15 protein-coding genes are annotated in these 17,902 nt (G+C 63.7%); 11 read left to right on the forward strand and 4 right to left on the reverse strand.

What is annotated here, in order from left to right; translation table 11 throughout:
• Positions 1-83: 83 nt before the first annotated feature.
• On the reverse strand, positions 84-1,052 hold the full coding sequence (locus HW090_RS12950; RefSeq protein ID WP_179113914.1) for a polyprenyl synthetase family protein: 969 nt from the start codon (positions 1,050-1,052) through the stop codon (positions 84-86).
• Between the two features lie 303 nt (positions 1,053-1,355).
• Between HW090_RS12950 and rplU the strand changes: the two genes are divergently transcribed.
• The 8 genes from rplU (at position 1,356) to HW090_RS12990 (ending at position 10,219) form a co-directional block, all read left to right on the forward strand.
• Positions 1,356-1,667: a 50S ribosomal protein L21 gene (gene rplU / locus HW090_RS12955; protein ID WP_179114912.1), complete on the forward strand. Its 312-nt coding sequence runs from the start codon at positions 1,356-1,358 to the stop codon at positions 1,665-1,667.
• A gap of 36 nt (positions 1,668-1,703) precedes the next feature.
• Positions 1,704-1,961, forward strand: a complete 258-nt coding sequence (gene rpmA, locus HW090_RS12960; RefSeq protein ID WP_179113915.1) for a 50S ribosomal protein L27 — start codon at positions 1,704-1,706, stop codon at positions 1,959-1,961.
• Between the two features lie 276 nt (positions 1,962-2,237).
• Positions 2,238-3,458, forward strand: coding sequence for an Obg family GTPase CgtA (gene cgtA, locus HW090_RS12965; RefSeq protein WP_179113917.1), 1,221 nt, complete (start codon positions 2,238-2,240; stop codon positions 3,456-3,458).
• Between the two features lie 65 nt (positions 3,459-3,523).
• Positions 3,524-4,642: a glutamate 5-kinase gene (gene proB / locus HW090_RS12970; protein WP_179113918.1), complete on the forward strand. Its 1,119-nt coding sequence runs from the start codon at positions 3,524-3,526 to the stop codon at positions 4,640-4,642.
• 7 nt (positions 4,643-4,649) lie between these two features.
• Complete coding sequence (locus HW090_RS12975) at positions 4,650-5,105, forward strand: CreA family protein (protein ID WP_179113919.1); 456 nt, start codon at positions 4,650-4,652, stop codon at positions 5,103-5,105.
• A 249-nt stretch (positions 5,106-5,354) separates the two neighbouring features.
• A complete protein-coding gene (locus tag HW090_RS12980; protein ID WP_179113921.1) occupies positions 5,355-7,724 on the forward strand; it encodes an ATP-binding protein in 2,370 nt (789 codons plus the stop codon).
• The gene (locus HW090_RS12985) at positions 7,721-8,152 is read left to right on the forward strand and encodes a response regulator (RefSeq protein WP_179113922.1); all 432 of its coding nucleotides are present in this window, start codon (positions 7,721-7,723) and stop codon (positions 8,150-8,152) included. The genes HW090_RS12980 and HW090_RS12985 overlap by 4 nt, the downstream gene beginning before the upstream one ends.
• A 6-nt stretch (positions 8,153-8,158) precedes the next feature.
• Positions 8,159-10,219 (forward strand): bifunctional diguanylate cyclase/phosphodiesterase, encoded by a 2,061-nt coding sequence (locus tag HW090_RS12990; protein WP_179113923.1) that lies wholly within the window; start codon positions 8,159-8,161, stop codon positions 10,217-10,219.
• A 73-nt stretch (positions 10,220-10,292) separates the two neighbouring features.
• Here the strand turns inward: HW090_RS12990 and rpsT are convergent, their stop codons facing one another.
• Together rpsT and HW090_RS13000 are read right to left on the reverse strand one after the other, a co-directional pair.
• Positions 10,293-10,571 (reverse strand): 30S ribosomal protein S20, encoded by a 279-nt coding sequence (gene rpsT, locus HW090_RS12995; protein ID WP_131185814.1) that lies wholly within the window; start codon positions 10,569-10,571, stop codon positions 10,293-10,295.
• A 100-nt stretch (positions 10,572-10,671) separates the two neighbouring features.
• Positions 10,672-11,157: an LEA type 2 family protein gene (locus HW090_RS13000; RefSeq protein WP_179113924.1), complete on the reverse strand. Its 486-nt coding sequence runs from the start codon at positions 11,155-11,157 to the stop codon at positions 10,672-10,674.
• A gap of 157 nt (positions 11,158-11,314) precedes the next feature.
• Here HW090_RS13000 and HW090_RS13005 point away from each other — a divergent pair, with 157 nt between their 5' ends.
• The gene (locus HW090_RS13005; RefSeq protein ID WP_179113925.1) at positions 11,315-13,408 is read left to right on the forward strand and encodes a TonB-dependent receptor domain-containing protein; all 2,094 of its coding nucleotides are present in this window, start codon (positions 11,315-11,317) and stop codon (positions 13,406-13,408) included.
• A gap of 12 nt (positions 13,409-13,420) precedes the next feature.
• Here HW090_RS13005 and sseA read toward each other — a convergent pair whose 3' ends face one another.
• Positions 13,421-14,272 (reverse strand): 3-mercaptopyruvate sulfurtransferase, encoded by an 852-nt coding sequence (gene sseA, locus HW090_RS13010; RefSeq protein ID WP_179113926.1) that lies wholly within the window; start codon positions 14,270-14,272, stop codon positions 13,421-13,423.
• A 429-nt stretch (positions 14,273-14,701) separates the two neighbouring features.
• Here sseA and HW090_RS13015 point away from each other — a divergent pair, with 429 nt between their 5' ends.
• Both HW090_RS13015 and HW090_RS13020 read left to right on the forward strand, forming a co-directional pair.
• Positions 14,702-15,571, forward strand: coding sequence for an AraC family transcriptional regulator (locus HW090_RS13015; RefSeq protein ID WP_179113927.1), 870 nt, complete (start codon positions 14,702-14,704; stop codon positions 15,569-15,571).
• A gap of 124 nt (positions 15,572-15,695) precedes the next feature.
• Positions 15,696-17,900, forward strand: coding sequence for a TonB-dependent siderophore receptor (locus HW090_RS13020; RefSeq protein WP_218673537.1), 2,205 nt, complete (start codon positions 15,696-15,698; stop codon positions 17,898-17,900).
• Positions 17,901-17,902: the final 2 nt, after the last annotated feature.

Below are 17,902 nucleotides of genomic sequence, written 5' to 3' on the forward strand. Positions count from 1 at the left end.
TACTGTTAGCGAAAAATCAAGTCATGAATTGTGAAGAATATGAAACGCCCGACGACTGTCATGCCTGTTCGCCGGGCGACTCCTCAGTGAGTGCGGGCCACGGCAAAACGGCTCAATTCTTCCAGGGCATCCCGGTAGGGGGATGCGGGAAGTTCTTGCAGGCACTCGATCGCCCGCTCGGCATACTGACGGGCCAGGTTGGCGGTGTAGTCCAGCGCACCTGAGGACTCGACGGCTTCGCGAATCTGCTCCAGGTCATCCAGGCCACCCTTCTGGATGGCGCGGCGAACCAGTGCGGCCTGTTCGGCGCTGCCTTCGCGCATGGCGTAGATCAGAGGCAGGGTCGGTTTACCTTCGGCCAGGTCGTCACCGACATTCTTGCCCAGCGTTTCGCTGTCGCCCCGGTAGTCGAGCAGGTCGTCGACCAGTTGGAAGGCGATGCCCAGGTGATCACCGAAGGTGCGCAGCGCGGTGCACTGCACCTCGGTGGCGCCGGCCAGGGCCGCGGCGCTGTGGGTGGAGGCTTCGAACAGCATCGCCGTCTTGGCGCGGACCACTTCCATGTAGATTTCTTCGGTGGTGCTGGCGTCGCGTACCTTCGACAGTTGCAGGACTTCGCCTTCGGCGATCACACAGGTCGCGTGGGAGATGATACGCATGACCTGCATCGAGCCGAGCCGGACCATCATTTCGAAGGAGCGGGCATAGAGGAAGTCGCCGACCAGTACGCTGGGCGCGTTGCCCCAGAGTGCGTTGGCGGTGGAGCGGCCACGGCGCATGCCGGACATGTCCACCACGTCGTCGTGCAGCAGGGTCGAGGTGTGCAGGAATTCGATGGTGGCTGCCAGCAGGCGCAGTTGCTCGTCCTGGTAGCCCAGGGCTTTGCCTGTGAGCAGTACCAGCAGCGGACGCAGGCGTTTTCCACCGGCCGAGGAGATGTAGTCGCCGATCTTTTCCACCAGTGGAACACGGGAGGTCAGTTGGCTGCGGATGATACCGTCGACAGCGGTAAAATCGTCCGCCACTACTGTATAGAAGGACTGGGGCTGCATCGGGTGCTCCTCGGGGGTTGCGCGGCATGCTAGGGATGGGGGGGTAGGCTGTCAAGGCAAGCACCGGTGCTCGGCGGCGATGTGAGACCCATGTCATCAAGGCGACGGGACACCGTTGCGGTACGCTGTTTTCAGCTTGAAGCTTGCCGATGCCACGCGTACAATCGCGGACCCTGAACTTTTACTGGGCATTTCCCTGCCTTACGCAATTGCACTGGCGCCTCTCCCGGCACCACGCAGCCATGCCAGCCACCAACCATTCTTACAAAGCGCTGGGTGAGCAGGATCAACGGAGATACACAGATGTACGCAGTCATCGTAACCGGCGGCAAGCAATATAAAGTTGCCGAAGGCGAATACCTGAAAATCGAAAAACTCGAAGCCGCTACCGGCGAAGCGATCACCTTCGATCGCGTTCTGCTGATCGGCAACGGCGAAGATCTGAAGATCGGCGCGCCTGTCGTCGACGGTGCCAAGGTTACCGCTGAAGTGGTTGCCCAGGGCCGCCATGACAAAGTGACCATCATCAAGTTCCGTCGCCGCAAGCACCACATGAAGCGTCAGGGCCACCGCCAGTGGTTCACTGAGGTCAAAATCACCGGTATTCAGGGCTGATCCAGGCCTGAATCCCCCAACAGGAGTATTGAACTCATGGCACACAAAAAAGCTGGCGGTTCTACCCGCAACGGTCGCGATTCCGAAAGTAAACGCCTTGGCGTGAAACTGTTCGGTGGTCAGGTCATCAAGGCCGGCAACATCATCGTCCGTCAACGTGGCACTCAGTTCCACCCCGGCGTTGGCGTTGGCATCGGCAAGGATCACACCCTGTTCGCGAAAGTGGAAGGCGTGGTCAAGTTCGAAGTCAAAGGCGCTTTCGGCCGTCGCTATGTGAGCGTCGTCGCAGCCTGATTGCGACTGTGCTTGAAAAGCCCCGTCATGCGACGGGGCTTTTTTGTTTCTCGCGGTCCTGGATGATTGTTTTTCCGATCGTCTCTGACGCAGTTCGAAGGGTTGCCATGGGCGGCTCTTGGTTTTTATATCGTGTGAGGCTCTTGCAAAACGGCCTGGCGCTCATCTGTCGGAGTCGCATGTGCCCTGGGGTATCCGGGGTGGACATGCCGGGGTTTGCAAGATCCTTATGTTTCCTGTTTCTTTCGGCCCGTCCTTTGGCGGGAGGCGCTTTCCATGAAATTCGTCGATGAAGTATCCATTTTTGTAAAGGCCGGTGACGGCGGTAACGGCATGATGAGCTTCCGGCGCGAGAAGTTCATCGAGAAGGGTGGCCCCAACGGTGGTGACGGCGGTGATGGCGGCTCGGTGTACCTGGTCGCTGACGAGAACCTCAATACCCTGGTCGATTATCGCTACACACGCCGCTTCATGGCGCGTAACGGCGAGAAGGGTGGCAGCACCGAGTGCACGGGGGCGAAAGGCGATGACCTGTTGCTGCCGGTGCCCGTCGGCACCACGGTGATCGATGCTGCGACCCAGGACGTGATTGGTGATCTCACGGTAGCCGGGCAGAAGCTGCTGGTCGCGCAGGGTGGTTGGCACGGCCTGGGCAACACCCGCTTCAAGTCCAGCACCAACCGCGCTCCGCGCCAGACGACGCCAGGCAAGCCGGGCGATGCGCGCGACCTGAAGCTGGAGCTGAAGGTGTTGGCCGATGTCGGTCTGCTGGGCCTGCCGAATGCCGGCAAGAGCACCTTTATCCGTTCTGTGTCGGCGGCCAAGCCGAAGGTCGCGGATTATCCGTTCACGACGCTGGTGCCGAACCTTGGCGTGGTCAGTGTCGGGCGCTACAAGAGCTTCGTCATCGCCGACATCCCGGGGTTGATCGAGGGTGCCGCCGAGGGTGCTGGCCTCGGTATTCGTTTCCTCAAGCACCTGGCGCGTACCCGCCTGCTGCTGCACCTCGTGGACATGGCGCCGCTGGATGAGAGCGATCCGGCCGATGCGGCGGAAGTGATCCTGCGCGAGCTGGAGAAGTTCAGTCCGGCACTGGCCCAGCGCGAGCGCTGGCTGGTGTTGAACAAGGCCGACCAGATACTCGACGAGGAGCGCGAGGAGCGCCTGCGGCATGTCGTCGAGCGCCTGGAGTGGACGGGGCCGGTGTTCGTCATCTCTGCCCTGGAGAGCGAGGGCACCGAGGCGCTGAGCCAGGCGATCATGCGCTATCTTGACGAGCGTCAGGAGCGTATCGCCGAGGAGCCTGCCTATGCCGAGTCGCTGGCCGAACTCGACCAGCAGATCGAGGATGAGGCCAGGGCGCGCTTGCAGGAACTCGATGACCAGCGTGCGTTGCGTCGCACCGGCGTCAAGGCCGTGGGTGATGCGTTCGAGGATGACGATGATTTCGATGACGACGACGATGAGGGCGGCGCGGAGATTTTCTACGTCCGCTGATATCGTGGGTCGGGGCCGGCCCTCGCGGGGCCGTTCGTTGAGTTGCCGGATATAAGGCTGGGGCGATGCGGGACAAGGTGAGTGGTGCGCGGCGCTGGGTGGTGAAGATCGGCAGCGCTTTGCTGACGGCGGATGGGCGTGGCCTGGACCAGGCTGCGATGGCAGTCTGGGTCGAGCAGATGGTGGCCTTGCGTGCCGCCGGTGTCGAACTGGTGCTGGTGTCTTCCGGGGCGGTTGCCGCCGGCATGAGCCGTCTCGGCTGGGCCGAGCGACCGAAGGCAGTGCATGAGTTGCAGGCCGCTGCCGCCGTCGGGCAGATGGGGCTGGTGCAGGCCTGGGAGGCCAGCTTTGGCCGTTGTGCCCAGCAGACTGCGCAGATCCTCCTGACCCACGATGACCTTTCCGACCGCAAGCGTTATCTCAATGCCCGCAGCACCCTGCGCACCCTGGTCGACCTCGGTGTGGTGCCGGTGATCAACGAGAACGACACCGTGGTCACCGATGAGATCCGCTTTGGTGACAACGATACGCTGGCGGCGCTGGTGGCCAACCTGGTGGAGGCGGACCTGCTGGTCATCCTTACCGACCGTGACGGCATGTTCGATGCCGACCCCAGGCACAACCCGGATGCGACGCTTATCAGCGAAGCACGTGCCGATGATTCGGCGCTCGACGCGGTGGCGGGCGGTACCGGTGGTGCGCTGGGCCGTGGTGGGATGCAGACCAAGCTGCGCGCGGCACGCCTTGCCGCCCGTTCCGGGGCGCATACGATCATTGTCGGTGGGCGTATCGAGCAGGTGCTGGCCCGGCTCAAGGCGGGAGAGCGCCTGGGCACGCTGCTGACGCCTGAGCGCGAGCGGCATGCCGCCCGCAAGCAATGGTTGGCCGGTCACCTGCAGACGCGCGGCACGCTGGTGCTGGACGCAGGTGCGGTGAGCGCGCTACGGCAGGGGCACCGCAGCCTGCTGGCGGTGGGCGTCAAGGCCGTCGAGGGATCGTTCCGGCGCGGGGAGATGGTGGTCTGCGTGGGGCCGGACGGTACCGAAGTTGCGCATGGCCTGGCCAACTACAGTGCTGCCGAGGCGCGCCGCATCAGTGGGCATTCCTCCGACGAGATCGAAGCCCTGTTGGGTTATGTCGACGACCCGGAGCTTATTCATCGCGACAATATGGTCATCATCTGAGGTGAACATGGGACGCTGCCTGTTTGGGTTGTTGCTGGCGCTGGGTGTTTCGCAGGGGGCCTGGGCCGAGCGGATCGGCGAGGTCTCCACCGTGTTCAAGTGGCTGGGGCCGAACGACAAGATCGTGGTCGAGGCCTTCGATGATCCCAAGGTCGAAGGTGTCACCTGTTACCTCTCGCGAGCGAAGACCGGCGGCATCAAGGGTGGTGTCGGCCTGGCCGAGGATCGTGCCGAGGTGTCCGTTGCCTGCCGGCAGGTCGGCCCCATTCGTTTCAAGGCGCCGCTGAAAGAGGGTGAGGAAGTGTTCAAGGAGCGCACCTCACTGGTCTTCAAGAGCCTGCAAGTGGTGCGTTTCCATGACCAGGCGCGCAATACGCTGGTCTACCTGGCCTATAGCGACCGTGTCATCGAAGGTAGCCCGCAGAATGCGGTGACGGCCATTCCAATCCTGCCCTGGGACTGATCCGCTCGCACAGGGCTATTGCCACCTCCATCTCGTTCTGTGCATCGCTGAAATGCCTTGGCAGACCGCCTGCCGCATGTGTTGTCATCCCGAAGTCGTGTAATGCCTGGGTATGTCCATTGCGCTGAAGGAATTCAGTGGGACATGGCGGTGCTTGATCTGCGCGAGAAATGCTTCCAATCTACGCGACTTGGATTTATTTGGCCGTTGGAACGGTCGAGCAGGGTGACGTTGCCGGAGCAGGAACCGATGGCAGGCGAGGGAGTCGTTCACGTAGAAGATGCCGGCAGGCGGTCAGCGCCTTCGTTCACTCGCGCCCTGGTTTCCAGTGTCGCCGGGTTGGTGACTGCGCTCGGGCTGATACTGCTGGTGGCCATGCTCTGGCAGGGGACTGCCAGCACCGAAGAAGCGGCTCGCCAGGTGATCGGCGAAACGCTGCACAAGACGATGGGGCGGTTGCAGATTCTGATACGCGCCGCGGAAATGACGGTCGAGACAACGGAGCGCATTGCTCGAACGACTCCCGTGAGCGTGGAAACCCTGCGGCCGACCCTGGAAAATGCCCTGGCCGCGTTCGAGCAGCGGCCGGAGTTGAGCTATCTCGGCGTCGTCCTGCCGGGAGACGGAGACTACGGCACCCTGGAGCGCACGGCTGCGGGTGAGGTGTTTCTCTGGTTGTTTCCCGGTGCCCGTACCGAAGGCGCGGTCGTTCGCACCTTTATCCTGCAGGGTGAGGGGTTCGTCGCACGCGATACCTATCCCACCGACGGCTATGACCCTCGCACGCGCCCTTTCTACCAGGCTGCCTTGTCCGGCTCGACCGAGGGACTCTGGATGCCTGTCTACCCATGGATCATTCACTCCAACAGTACGGGGGAGCGCTGGGGCTTCAGTTATGTAAAGCCGTTGTATGACGATGCTGGCGGATTGCTCGGCGTGCTCGACAGCGACTTCGACATAGCGGCCCTCAACAGCTTCCTGCGGACGCTCTCGTCCGAGTACAGCACCCGGTTGCAGATCGTAGAGCTGGGGGCGGAGCCTCGTTCCATCGGTGGTCCGGGTGTCGCGCTGAAGCCTTTGCCGCTTTCCCCAGAGCTTGCTGCTCTGGCCAGCCGTGCTTCGGAAGGTGCCTTCGTCGATCGCATGGAGCTGGATGGCGAGCAGCGCTGGGTCGCGGCCCGACGCATGGAACTCAAGGGCGGGGTTTCCTGGTTGGTGGTCGCTTCGCGCACGGCGCCTTTTATCGAGGCGCCGTTGCGGCAGCAGTTGTATCAGGTGCTGGGCATGGGTGTGGCGCTCGTGCTGGGGCTGGTGCTGGTTTCGATCCGGGTGACGCGCCGTTTCGGGCGTCCGCTGGTCGAGCTGGGGCGGCGGGTAGGGCGTATCGCCAATAACGATCCGGGCCCTCTGGCGACGGCTGGGGCGCGCGTCGATGGCTTCCGTGAGACCCAGTTGCTTGGCGACGCGCTCGATCATATGGCCGTGGCCGTGCGTCAGGAGGCTCAGGTCAGGGAGCAGCAACTGGCATCGCTGGCCTTGAAGGGGGCGTTGTTCGATTTCACCTCGGCAGCGATCTTCAGCCTGGATGAACAGCGCCGGATCATCGAGTGGAACCGTGCGGCCGAACAATTGTTCGGCCTGTCGCGTGACGAGGTGCTGGAGCAGCCTGTCGATGCCCTGTTGCGTTCGCCCGAGGGGGCGGCCGACTGGGCGGCCATCCTGGCGACGACGGAGACGGGCACTTTTCGGTTTGTCGGGGCGCAGGGCGCGTTCGATGCCGAGCTGCGGCTCGTCACATTCACACAGGATGCGCGGACGGTTCGGACCTTTGTCCTCAATGACATCACCGAGCGCGAGCAGGCCCAGGCTCGCCTGCTGGCCTTCAATGCTGAACTCGAGCGCCGGGTGGTCGAGCGTACGGCAGAGCTGCGGGCCATCAATCAGGAGCTGGAGTCCTTCTGCCATGCGGTGTCGCACGATTTGCGCGCGCCCTTGCGCGGGATCGCCGGCTTTTCCGAGATTCTGGTCAATAACTACGCCAGTAGCCTCGACGAGAAGGCGCGCAACTACCTTGGGCGAGTGCAGGCCGCTACCCATCGCATGGGCGAGTTGATCGACGACCTGCTCAAGCTCTCGCGGGTTTCCCGCGACGAGATGCATCGCCAGAGGGTCAACCTGAGTGCCTTGGCGCAGGATGTCATTGCCAGCCTCAGGGAGAGTGCGCCCGAGCGGCAGGTCGAGGTGACCATCGAGGACGACCTGTATGTCGAGGGTGATACCCGGCTGCTGCGGGTGATGCTGGAGAATCTGCTGGGCAATGCCTGGAAGTTCACCTCGAAGACGCCGGGCGCCCGCATTGCCTTCGTTTCCATGGTCGATGACAACGGTCTGCCCGTGCTGGTCGTGCGCGACAATGGCGCCGGATTCGACATGCGCTACGCCGGCAAGCTCTTCGGGGCATTCCAGCGGCTGCACCGTGACGCGGAGTTTCCGGGTACCGGTATCGGCCTGGCCACGGTCAAGCGCATCATCAACCGCCACGGTGGCTATATCCAGGCCCATGCCGAACTGGGCAAGGGGGCGACCTTTCAGTTTTCTCTTGAGCGACCCGAGCCATGAACACCAAGACCATCCTCCTCGTCGAAGACAATCCGGACGACGAAGAGCTGACCCTGCTCGCGTTCGAGCAGAACCATATTTCCAATGCCATTACTGTCGCGCGCGATGGTGTCGAGGCGCTCGACCTGCTGTTCGGACCGGATGATCAGGGTGGCAGCATCGATCCCGCGGTCATCCTGCTCGATCTCAAGCTGCCGAAAGTGGATGGGTTGGAGGTGCTGCGACGCATCCGTACCGACGAGCGCACGAAATTCCTGCCGGTGGTGATCCTGACATCCTCGCGCGAGGAGCAGGATCTGATCGACAGCTACAGCCTGGGCTGCAACAGTTATGTGCGCAAACCGGTCAATTTCGCCGAGTTCCTCGGTGCGGTGCGTCAGCTGGGGTTGTACTGGTTGCTGCTCAACGAAAAGCCCTCTGGAAGGTAAACCGCCATGGCCCCCATCCTTCGTGCACTCATGGTCGAAGACAGCGAGGACGATGCGCTCCTCGTGCAGGAAGTATTGAGGGCGGGCGGTTACGATCTGCATGCCCTGCGCGTCGATACCGAGGATGACCTGCTGCAGGCGCTGCATGGCGATGCGTGGGATATCGTGCTGGCCGATTATTGCCTGCCGGCGTTCAGCGCCGAGGGTACGTTGCGGGTCTTGAGGGAGTCGGGGCGGGATATTCCGGCCATCGTCGTCTCGGGCACCGTGGGGGAGGATGTCGCGGTCGAGACGATCAAGCTCGGCGCGGACGACTACCTGCTCAAGCAGAACCTGACGCGCCTTGTCTCGGCGGTGCGGCATACCCTCGACGTCGCCGAGGGCCGCCGCCAGCAGCGCCGGCTGGAGCGTATGAAGACGATCATCCTGGACAGCTCACCGGACCTGATCTGCATGCTGGATGCCCAGGGTTTCTTCCTGGAGGTCAGTGCGGCGTCCCAGGCGATGCTGGGGTACGCGCCCGGCGAGCTGGAGGGGCAGCATTTCGAGGCGGTGGTGCATCCGGGTGATCTGGGGCGTGCCCAGGATGAGGTCGACTCGATACTGGGCGGGCGTCCGGCGCGCAATTTCGAGAACCGTCTGCTGCATCGCTCCGGCGCGATTGTGCACCTGCTCTGGTCGGCGGCTTTTTCCAGCATCGACGGGGTGATCGTCGCGGTTGGCCATGATATCTCCGAGCGCAAGCAGAGCGAGCAGCGCATTCGCTATCTGGCCATGCATGATGAGCTGACCGGCTTGCCGAATCGCAACCTGATCCAGGATCGCATTGCCCAGGCCATTGCGCATTCACGGCGCAATGGTGGTGTGCTGGCGCTGCTTTACCTCGATCTCGACCGTTTCAAGATCATCAACGATGGCTATGGCCACCTGTTCGGCGATGCCGTGCTGAAGGCTTCCGGCGAGCGGCTGGTGCGGCTGGTGCGCGAGTGCGACACCGTTGCCCGGCTGGGGGGCGACGAGTTTCTGATCCTGCTGACCGACCTGCACCAGCCAAGCGATGCCGATGTCGTGGCACGCAAGGTCGTCGATACGCTCGACCGGCCGCTGCTCGTCCAGGGGCGGGACATCCACCTGTCAGGCAGCGTGGGCGTCAGCCTGTTCCCGTTCGACGGGGATACCGCTGCGGAACTGATCGACAACGCCGACATGGCCATGTATCGCTCCAAGGAGTTGGGGCGCAGCACCTATCAGTTCTTCACCCATGAAATGAGCCAGAAGACCCTGCGCCGGGTCGAGCTGGAAACCTGCCTGAGGGGTGCGGCGGCGGCGGGGCAGCTGCAACTGGTCTACCAGCCCAAGGTGAGCCTTGAGCATGGTCGGATCATTGGCTGCGAGGCGCTGCTGCGCTGGCATCACCCGGAACTTGGCTTGGTGTCGCCGGGGCACTTCATTCCGATTGCCGAGGATTCCGGGTTGATCGTGCCGATTGGCGACTGGGTCCTGAGGGCCGCCTGCCGTCAGGCCAGGGCGTGGATGGATGCCGGCTTGCCGCCCGTCTGCGTTGCGGTGAACGTCTCGGCGCGGCAATTCCTGCAGCAGGATGTGGTGGCCTGGGTCACGCGGATACTCGAGGAGAGTGGTATTCCGCCGGACTGGCTGGAGCTTGAGTTGACCGAGAGCCTGATCGCGCAGGATATCGAGAAGGTGACCGTCACCATCGACCGGCTCAAGGACATTGGAGTGAAGCTGTCCATCGATGACTTCGGCATCGGCTATTCGAGCCTGAGCTACCTCAAGCGCTTTCGCGTGGACACCTTGAAGATCGACCAGTCCTTCGTGCGCAACATGCTGGTCGAGGCCGAGGATTCGACGATCGTTCGTGCGGTCATTTCCCTGGCGCACAACCTGAATTTCAAGGTGATCGCCGAGGGCGTGGAGACCGAGCAGCACTGCCACTTCCTGCGCTCGAATGGTTGCGACGAGATCCAGGGTTATTACTTCAGCAAGCCCGTGACAGCGCTGGAGTTCGAGGCGATGCACCGCGATGGCAAGCAGTTGAGTGCTTGAGGTGGTTCCTTGGATTGGTGTTCCCTGAAACGAAAAAAACCGGCCTTGGCCGGTTTTTTCACATCACGATCACTCAGGCTGCAGCGGCTTCGCCGAGTGCCTTGATGTGGCCGTTCAGGCGGCTCTTGTGACGAGCAGCTTTGTTCTTGTGAATGATGCCTTTGTCGGCCATGCGGTCGATGACCGGTACGGCGGCAGTGTAGGCGGCCTGGGCTTTTTCCAGGTCTTTGGCATCAATGGCCTTGACTACATTCTTGATGTAGGTGCGGACCATGGAACGCAGGCTGGCATTGTGGCTGCGACGCTTCTCAGCCTGAATGGCGCGTTTTTTGGCGGAAGGGCTGTTGGCCACCGTCGGACTCCTCGAAAACGTAGGATTACAGAGTAAATAAGGCCGCGAATCATGCCGAGTCGGACTGCCGCTGTCAAGCACAAGAGCGGCTTTACATGCACTATTTGTATGGCTGGCCGATGTTGGAAAAGTCCAGCGTTCCCCGTTCGACGAAATGACGCGTTCCGAACAATCCGCCCGCCAGTTTGCCGCGCAGGACGTAGGGCATGCGGTCCAGGCTGGAGGCGTTGGCCAGCCCGATGGCCTGGCGGGCCGCCGAGAACGCTGACAGCGTGACCGGTACGGTCAGCACCTGTTCGCCGAAGCGCGGAATCTGTCCCTGCTGGTCGCTGACCCCACTGGCCAGGCGCTTGCCGTTGACCTCCAGCTCCAGCGCCACGCCGTTGTAGCTGACGGCTTGTTCATTGGGGTTCTGCAGCCGGAGCTTGACCGCCAGGCGCAGCTCCAGCCCTTCGCCGGGCAGCGGTTGGATGCCGGCAACTTGCACGTTCAGCGGCGAACGTGGTGCGAGGCTGGAGCAGGCACCGAGGGCCAGGGCCAGCAGGGCGATGCAGATAAGTCGGACAAAGGGCTGGAGAGTGGTCATGGCGGGCTCCTGGGCTGTGTCCTGTTCAGACGCCGGCAGGTGGGCAACAGTTCGCCGGAAAGCGGCGGGGATACGCCTGCTGGCCTCGTCGAGAGTGGCTGTGTCACGGTCTGCGATGGCATCATGCCCGCCTTTCGTGCTGCTGGAACCATAATCAATGCTCTTTCGCCGCCTGTTGACCCTGTCCGCCCTGGGGGTGTTGTCGCCATCCCTGTTCGCTGCCTCGCTGGAGCTGGACTCCGTGAAAGTCGCCGAACAGGCACTGGATAGCGCGGCGCAGGCACGCGAAAGCCTGCGCCAGGTACCGGGAGGCACCAACCTGGTCACGCGCGAGGACATCCAGTCGGGGCGCGCCGCGAACCTGCAGGACGTGCTGGCCTACCAGCCTGGCGTGCAGGCGCAGTCGGCGGGCAACGAAGGCGTCAAGCTGTCGATCCGCGGCTCAGGGATCAACCGGGGCACGGGCGGCCATGGCTCCGGGGTGTTCGTGTTGCTGGACGGTTTGGCGCTGAGCGGCCCCGGCGGTACGCCCTACGAGTTGCAGGAGCCGTTGTGGATCGAGCGGGCCGAGGTCCTGCGCGGCGCCAATGGTTTCGACAAGGGCGCGCTGGCGCTCGGTGGCGCCATCGACCTGATCAGCCCCACCGGCTACACGGCGGCACCGCTGACCCTACGCTACGAGGCCGGCAGCCATGGTTTTCGCAAGCGCCACGTCAGCAGTGGCGGGCATGCCGGCGGTGCGGATTACTTCCTGGCACTGACCGACTCCGACTACGACGGCTACCAGGCGCAGAGCGCCGGCAGCAGCAAGGGTGTGATGTTCAATGTCGGCTACCGATTCAACCCGAAGCTGGATACCCGCTTCTACTTCCGCTACCGCGAGACCGAGCATGAAACACCGGGGCGCCTGACCTGGGCACAGATCAAGCATCACCCGCGTCAGGCCAACCCGACGTTCCTGGCGAGGGATTCGCACCGCCCGCAACCGGGCAGCACCTGGGTGGCGAACAAGACCACCTGGCGTTTCGATGACGGTGGCGTGCTGGAAGGCGGGCTGGCCTACCACGACTACCCGATGGACCTGCACGAGACCACCAACCGGGTGAAGCTGGAGTACAGCGATGCCAGCGCCTCACTGCGTTACAGCAAGCCGCACCAGTTGTTCGGGCGCGACAGCCAGAGCGCCGTGGCCTGGCGTGCCACGGTCTTCCTGCCCCACAGCGGCGCGTCGGAGTACGTGCGCATCGCCGGCAGCTACCCGGTTGGTACCAAGACCCGCAACTACGAGCACAACGGCTCCGATTCGGTGCTGCAATTCTCCAACGAGCTGGAGCTGGCGCCCGACCTCTGGCTGTCCAGCGGCCTGGCCCTCATTTACACCCGTCGCGAAGTGCAAGTGACCTATCCGCAGGAAGGCACGGCGGTGAGCCTGAGCACCTGGGACTACGCGCCACGCCTGGGCTTGCGTTACCAGATGACGCCGGCGGTGCAGGTGTTCGGTAACCTCAGCCGCTCGGTCGAGGCGCCGCACGCCTGGTCGATGCTCTGGGGTTCCAACGATAAATTCCCCGCTGGCAGCGGTGCAGCGAGCGGGATGATCCGTAACCCGGTGGAACTGGAGAACCAGACGGCCACTACCCTGGAGGTTGGCGGCCGTGGCGATTCCACCCTGGGCGCCTGGGAGCTGGCCTACTACCACTCGCGGGTGCGCCACGAGTTGCTGACCGTCGAACTGGCTAATGGCCCGACCCTCTATAACGCCGAGTCGAACGCCAGCCCGACCATCCACCAGGGCGTCGAAGCCGGGCTGGACTCGGAGCTGCTGCGCTTCGAGCAAGGGCAGTTGCGTTTGCGCCAGGCCTATACCTACAGCAACTTCCGCTACCGCGACGACGACCTGTTCGGCGACAACCGCCTGCCGGGACTGCCCGAGCACTTCTACCAGAGCGAACTGCGCTACCAGCACAACAGCGGCTGGCACCTGGCGCTCAATGCGCAACTGGCTTCGCGCGCCGCAGCGGACTATTCCAACAGCCACTATGCCGGCAGCTACAAGGTGTTCGGCGCTCGCGCTGGCTACCAGGCACCGCGCCAGGACTGGCTTGGCTGGCTGGAGCTGCGCAACCTGACCGACGAGCGCTATGCCAGCAGTGTCACGCCAGCATTCAATGACGGCGGCAACGATGCGGCTCGCTTCACCCCCGGCGAAGGCTTCGGTGTCTACGCCGGGGTCAGCTACAGCTGGCGTTGATCGACCGGGCGGTCAGGTGCGGGTGCTGTCCTTGGGCAGTTCCGCCCGACCACCCCATTCCGCCCAGGAGCCGTCGTAGAGCGCGCCTGGGGCGAAACCGGCAAGTCTCAGACCGAGGCTGAGGATGGCGGCGGTCATGCCGCTGCCGCAGGTGGTGACCACCGGGCGGCTGCCATCTACTCCGGCGGCGATGAACCGGCGGCGCATCTCCTCGGCGGGCTTGAAGGTGGCATCGGCATTCAGCAGTTCGCCGAACGGCAGGTTCGCGCTGCCGGGGATATGCCCGCTGGCCAGGCCGGGGCGCGGCTCTGCCACTTCGCCGGAAAAGCGTCCGGCGGCGCGGGCATCCAGCACCTGTTCGGCCTGGCTGTCGAGGTTGGCGCGCACGTCGCCGACACCGCGCAGCAGCCCGGCGCGCAGGTTGGCGTGGAAGCTGGCAGGCACCGCTGCCGGCGCTGCGCCGCTCTCCAGTGCGCGGCCCTCGTTGCGCCATTTGGGCAGCCCGCCGTCGAGCACCGCCACCCGCTCATGACCGAACAACTGGAACAGCCACCAGGCGCGGGCGGCGGAGAACAAGCCCTTCTGGTCGTAGACCACCACCCGGTCATCGTTGCCGATACCCAGCTCGCCCGCCAGCCGGGCGAAGCGCCCGGCGCTGGGGACCATGTGCGGCAGGTCGGTGTCCGGGTCGGAGAAGTGTTCGATGTCGAAGAAGCGCGCGCCGGGGATATGCCCGGCGTGGAACTCGGCCTGGGCGTCGCGGTTTTCGTTGGGCAGGTAGGCGCTGGCATCCAGCACCCGCAGGCCGGGTTCGCCAAGGTGTTCGGCCAGCCACTGGCTGTCGATCAGGGGTCCGAAGGACATGAGGTTGCTCCTGTGTCATCCAAGGGGGCGGGCCTGCTGCATCCGGCCCTGAAAGACCCTGTTTGTCATGGCCGGAGGTGTCTGGCAAGCAGTCTCTGCGCATTGCCCGAGCGGATCGCGTTTGTGACAGGGGATGTGAGTCGGACACTGCTATTGCAGTGGTTGTGTCTGCTACGGCCTTGTATCCCTTGATGTTCGAAGGCTCCTGGCTTGGCATCGTTGGCATGATGGTGTGCCTGATTTTATGATAATGGTTATTATGTAGATTGATTCGCTGCCTGCTTCATCATGTATTGCTGGTGCATCGTGCGCCGTTGATGGCCACCTCCAGCAAGCCGAGAGGAGTCTCTTGTGGGAATAACCGACAATCATGGGCTGGCTCCCAAGCCTTGCCGTTCACAGGCTTCGCACCTTTCACAGAACTGGATCTTGCGTCCTGGCCTGAGTTTTCACTTCGGTTGCGAGGCCGAGAGCGAGGATTCCACCCAGGACGGCTTGGTGGACGACCACCTGCGCCTCGTGATGGTGCTGGAGGGGGCGCTCGATGTGGCCTATGGCGACAGTCGGGTCCGGCTCGAGGCGCCGACGGGGTGTGCGAAGCGGTCATGCCTGTCGAATGCGGCGATGGTGGCGATGTCGGAGCCGGAGGCCTTCCGCCGGGTGGTGCGCAAGGGCAACGTCTCGCGGCGTATCAGCATCGGGCTGGATCGCCAGTGGCTCGAACAGTCGCTGTACGGCGACGGGCGGGTGTGCCTGGAGGACTCCGAGCGTTTCACCCTCCACCATCTTTCGACCGCCTGCTGGAGCGCATCGTCGCACGCGCGGGCGATTGCCGAGCAGATGCTCAATCCACCGCAACTGTTGCCGCAACTGCTGGGCATGTACCTGGAAAGCCGGGCAATCGAGCTGATCATCGAGGCCTGGTCTCATCACGGCATGGCCGGGGAGCGGGCACCGATACGCCCGGCGCTGCGTCCGGCGATACAACGGCGCATGGACGAACTGAAGGCCTGGCTGCGCGAGCACACGGCGCAGTCGTTGACTATCGACCAGCTCGCCCGGCAGTTGAACACCACGCCGGCCACCTTGCAGCGGCACTTTCGCCTGGCACACGGCATCAGCGTGTTCGAATTCCTCCAGCAGGAGCGCCTGCAACAGGCCCGCCACGCGCTTGAACAGGAGGGGGTGAGCGTGAGCCAGGCGGCAGCGATTGCCGGCTACGCCAATCCGGCGAACTTCTCCACGGCGTTCAAGCGCTGCTATGGGCTGTCGCCGAAGCAGGTTCGTGTGCGCTTCTGAAAAAGCCTGTGACGGTCAGGATGATTCCCGCTCGAAGATTTCTGCCGTTCAGGCAAAGGACTGGCGGCGGGTGAAGTGAGAAAATGCAGGTAGTAAAGCGACTTATTCTCAAAGGAGAAAGCTTGTGTCTGCCACTCGTCCGCTATCCTGCTCGACCCGACGCCCGCCCGCCGGCCTGTCGTTGTTGTCCGTCGCCCTGCTGTCCGCGTTGGGCAGCGCCCAGGCCGAGGAGGCTGTGCTGGAGATCGACGCTGTCCACCTGAATGCCTACCGCTCCGCGCAGTCGGTCGGCGCCTCGACCAAGACCGATACGCCGCTGATCGAGACGCCGCAGTCAGTGTCGGTGGTGGAGCGCGACGAGATGGATGCGCGTGGTGTGCAAAACCTGAACGAGGCGGTGCGCTATAACGCCGGGGTGCTGCCCGAGAGTTCGGGTATCGATAACCGCGTCGACGACATTTATATCCGTGGCTTCGATGCCGGCAGTTGGGGCAGCAACGTCATGCTCGACGGCATGCGCGGACCTTCGGATGGGGTCAACAGCTGGAACCGCACCAACTTCAACAGCTGGAACCTGGAGCGTGTCGAGGTGCTGAAGGGGCCGTCCAGCGTGCTCTATGGCCAACTGGCGCCGGGCGGCATGGTCAACCAGGTGAGCAAGACGCCGACCCTGGACCAGGAGCAGGTGCTGCAGTTGCAGATGGACGCCCATGGTCGCCACCAGACGGCCTTCGACACCGGTGGCGCGAACGATGGACAGAATGTCCTGTGGCGCCTGGTCGGCCTCTATGGCGACGGCGACACGCAGGTCGACCACACCGAGCATGAGCAGTGGTTCCTGGCGCCCAGTGCGACCTTCCTGTTCAACGGCGACGCCAGCCGGTTGACCCTGCTGGGCCTGTACCAGAAGGACAACGGTGGCAGCACCTTCCAGTTCCTGCCCTACCAGGGCACGGTGATTCCGGGAGCCGATGGCTACATCGATAACGACACCCTGCTCGGCGAGCCGGACTGGAATGTCTACGACCGCACCGTGTGGACCGCCGGCTGGGCGTTCGAGCACAGCTTGAACGATGACTGGAAACTGTCCCAGAGTGCGCGTTATACCCATGTCGACTCGCTCTACCGGGTGGCGCTGACCCAAGGCGTGCGTGGTGCCACCGGCCTCAACCCGATCATCATGGCCGATGGGCGCACGTTGCAGCGCCGCGCCGTGCAGGGTGCCGGTGAGTCCGATTCGCAGACCCTCGACACTCGCCTGGAAGGGCGCTTCGACACCGGCGTGCTGGAGCACCGGTTGCTGAGCGGGGTGGACTGGCAGCGCACCGAATGGGAGCTGCTGCGCAAGGGCGCCTCGGTCTCGCCAGCGGCGATCGCCATCGACATCTACCAGCCGGTCTACAGCTACTACGATTTCGGCTCGGTGCTGGTCGACCAGATGTCCACGGACGAGACGGACCGCCAGACCGGCGTCTACCTGCAGGACCAGATTGCCCTGGGCAATTGGCACTTCACCCTCGGCGGGCGCTACGACTGGGCCGATATCAGCTCGCTGGACCGCCTGACCTCGCGGCGCACCACGACCCGCAACGAGGCCTTCAGCGGCCGCGCGGGCGTCACCTATCTGTTCGACAACGGCCTGGCGCCCTACCTGAGCTATGCCGAGTCCTTCCAGCCGGCGATCGGCAGCCGCCGTGGCGGTGGCACCTTCGATCCGGTCACCGGCAAGCAGTGGGAAGTCGGCATCAAGTACGAGCCACGCAGCATCGACGGCATGCTCACCCTGGCCGCCTATGACCTGCGCCAGCAGAACGTGCTGACCGCCGACCCGCAGAACCAGGCCGGTGAGAGCTTCCAGGTGCAGTCCGGCGAGGTCCAGGTGCGTGGCGTCGAGCTGGAGGGACGGATCACGCCGCTGGAGGGGTTCAGTGTCATCGGCGCGCTGACCCGTTTCGACTCCGAGGTGCTGCGCAACAACGACGGCCATGAGGGCAACCAGATGATCCGCGTGCCGGACTGGATGGGCTCGCTGTGGCTGGACTACAGCTTCCGTGGCGGCCTGCTGGATGGCCTTGGCCTGGCGGTTGGTGCGCGGCATGTCGACGAGACCTACGGCGACCTGGCCAATACCCTGGCCATTCCTTCCTATACCTTGCTGGACGCGGCGGTCCGCTATGACCTGGGGCGCATCGGCGACAGCCGGGTGCAGGTCGCGCTGAACGGCAGCAACCTGGAAGACAAGCGCTACGTGGCCACCTGTACCTCGGTGACCACCTGCGGCTATGGCACCGGGCGTACGCTGGCGGCAACCCTGCGCATGAGTTGGTGACG

Origin of the sequence: Pseudomonas sp. ABC1 (assembly GCF_013395055.1) — a bacterium.
Lineage (GTDB): Bacteria > Pseudomonadota > Gammaproteobacteria > Pseudomonadales > Pseudomonadaceae > Stutzerimonas.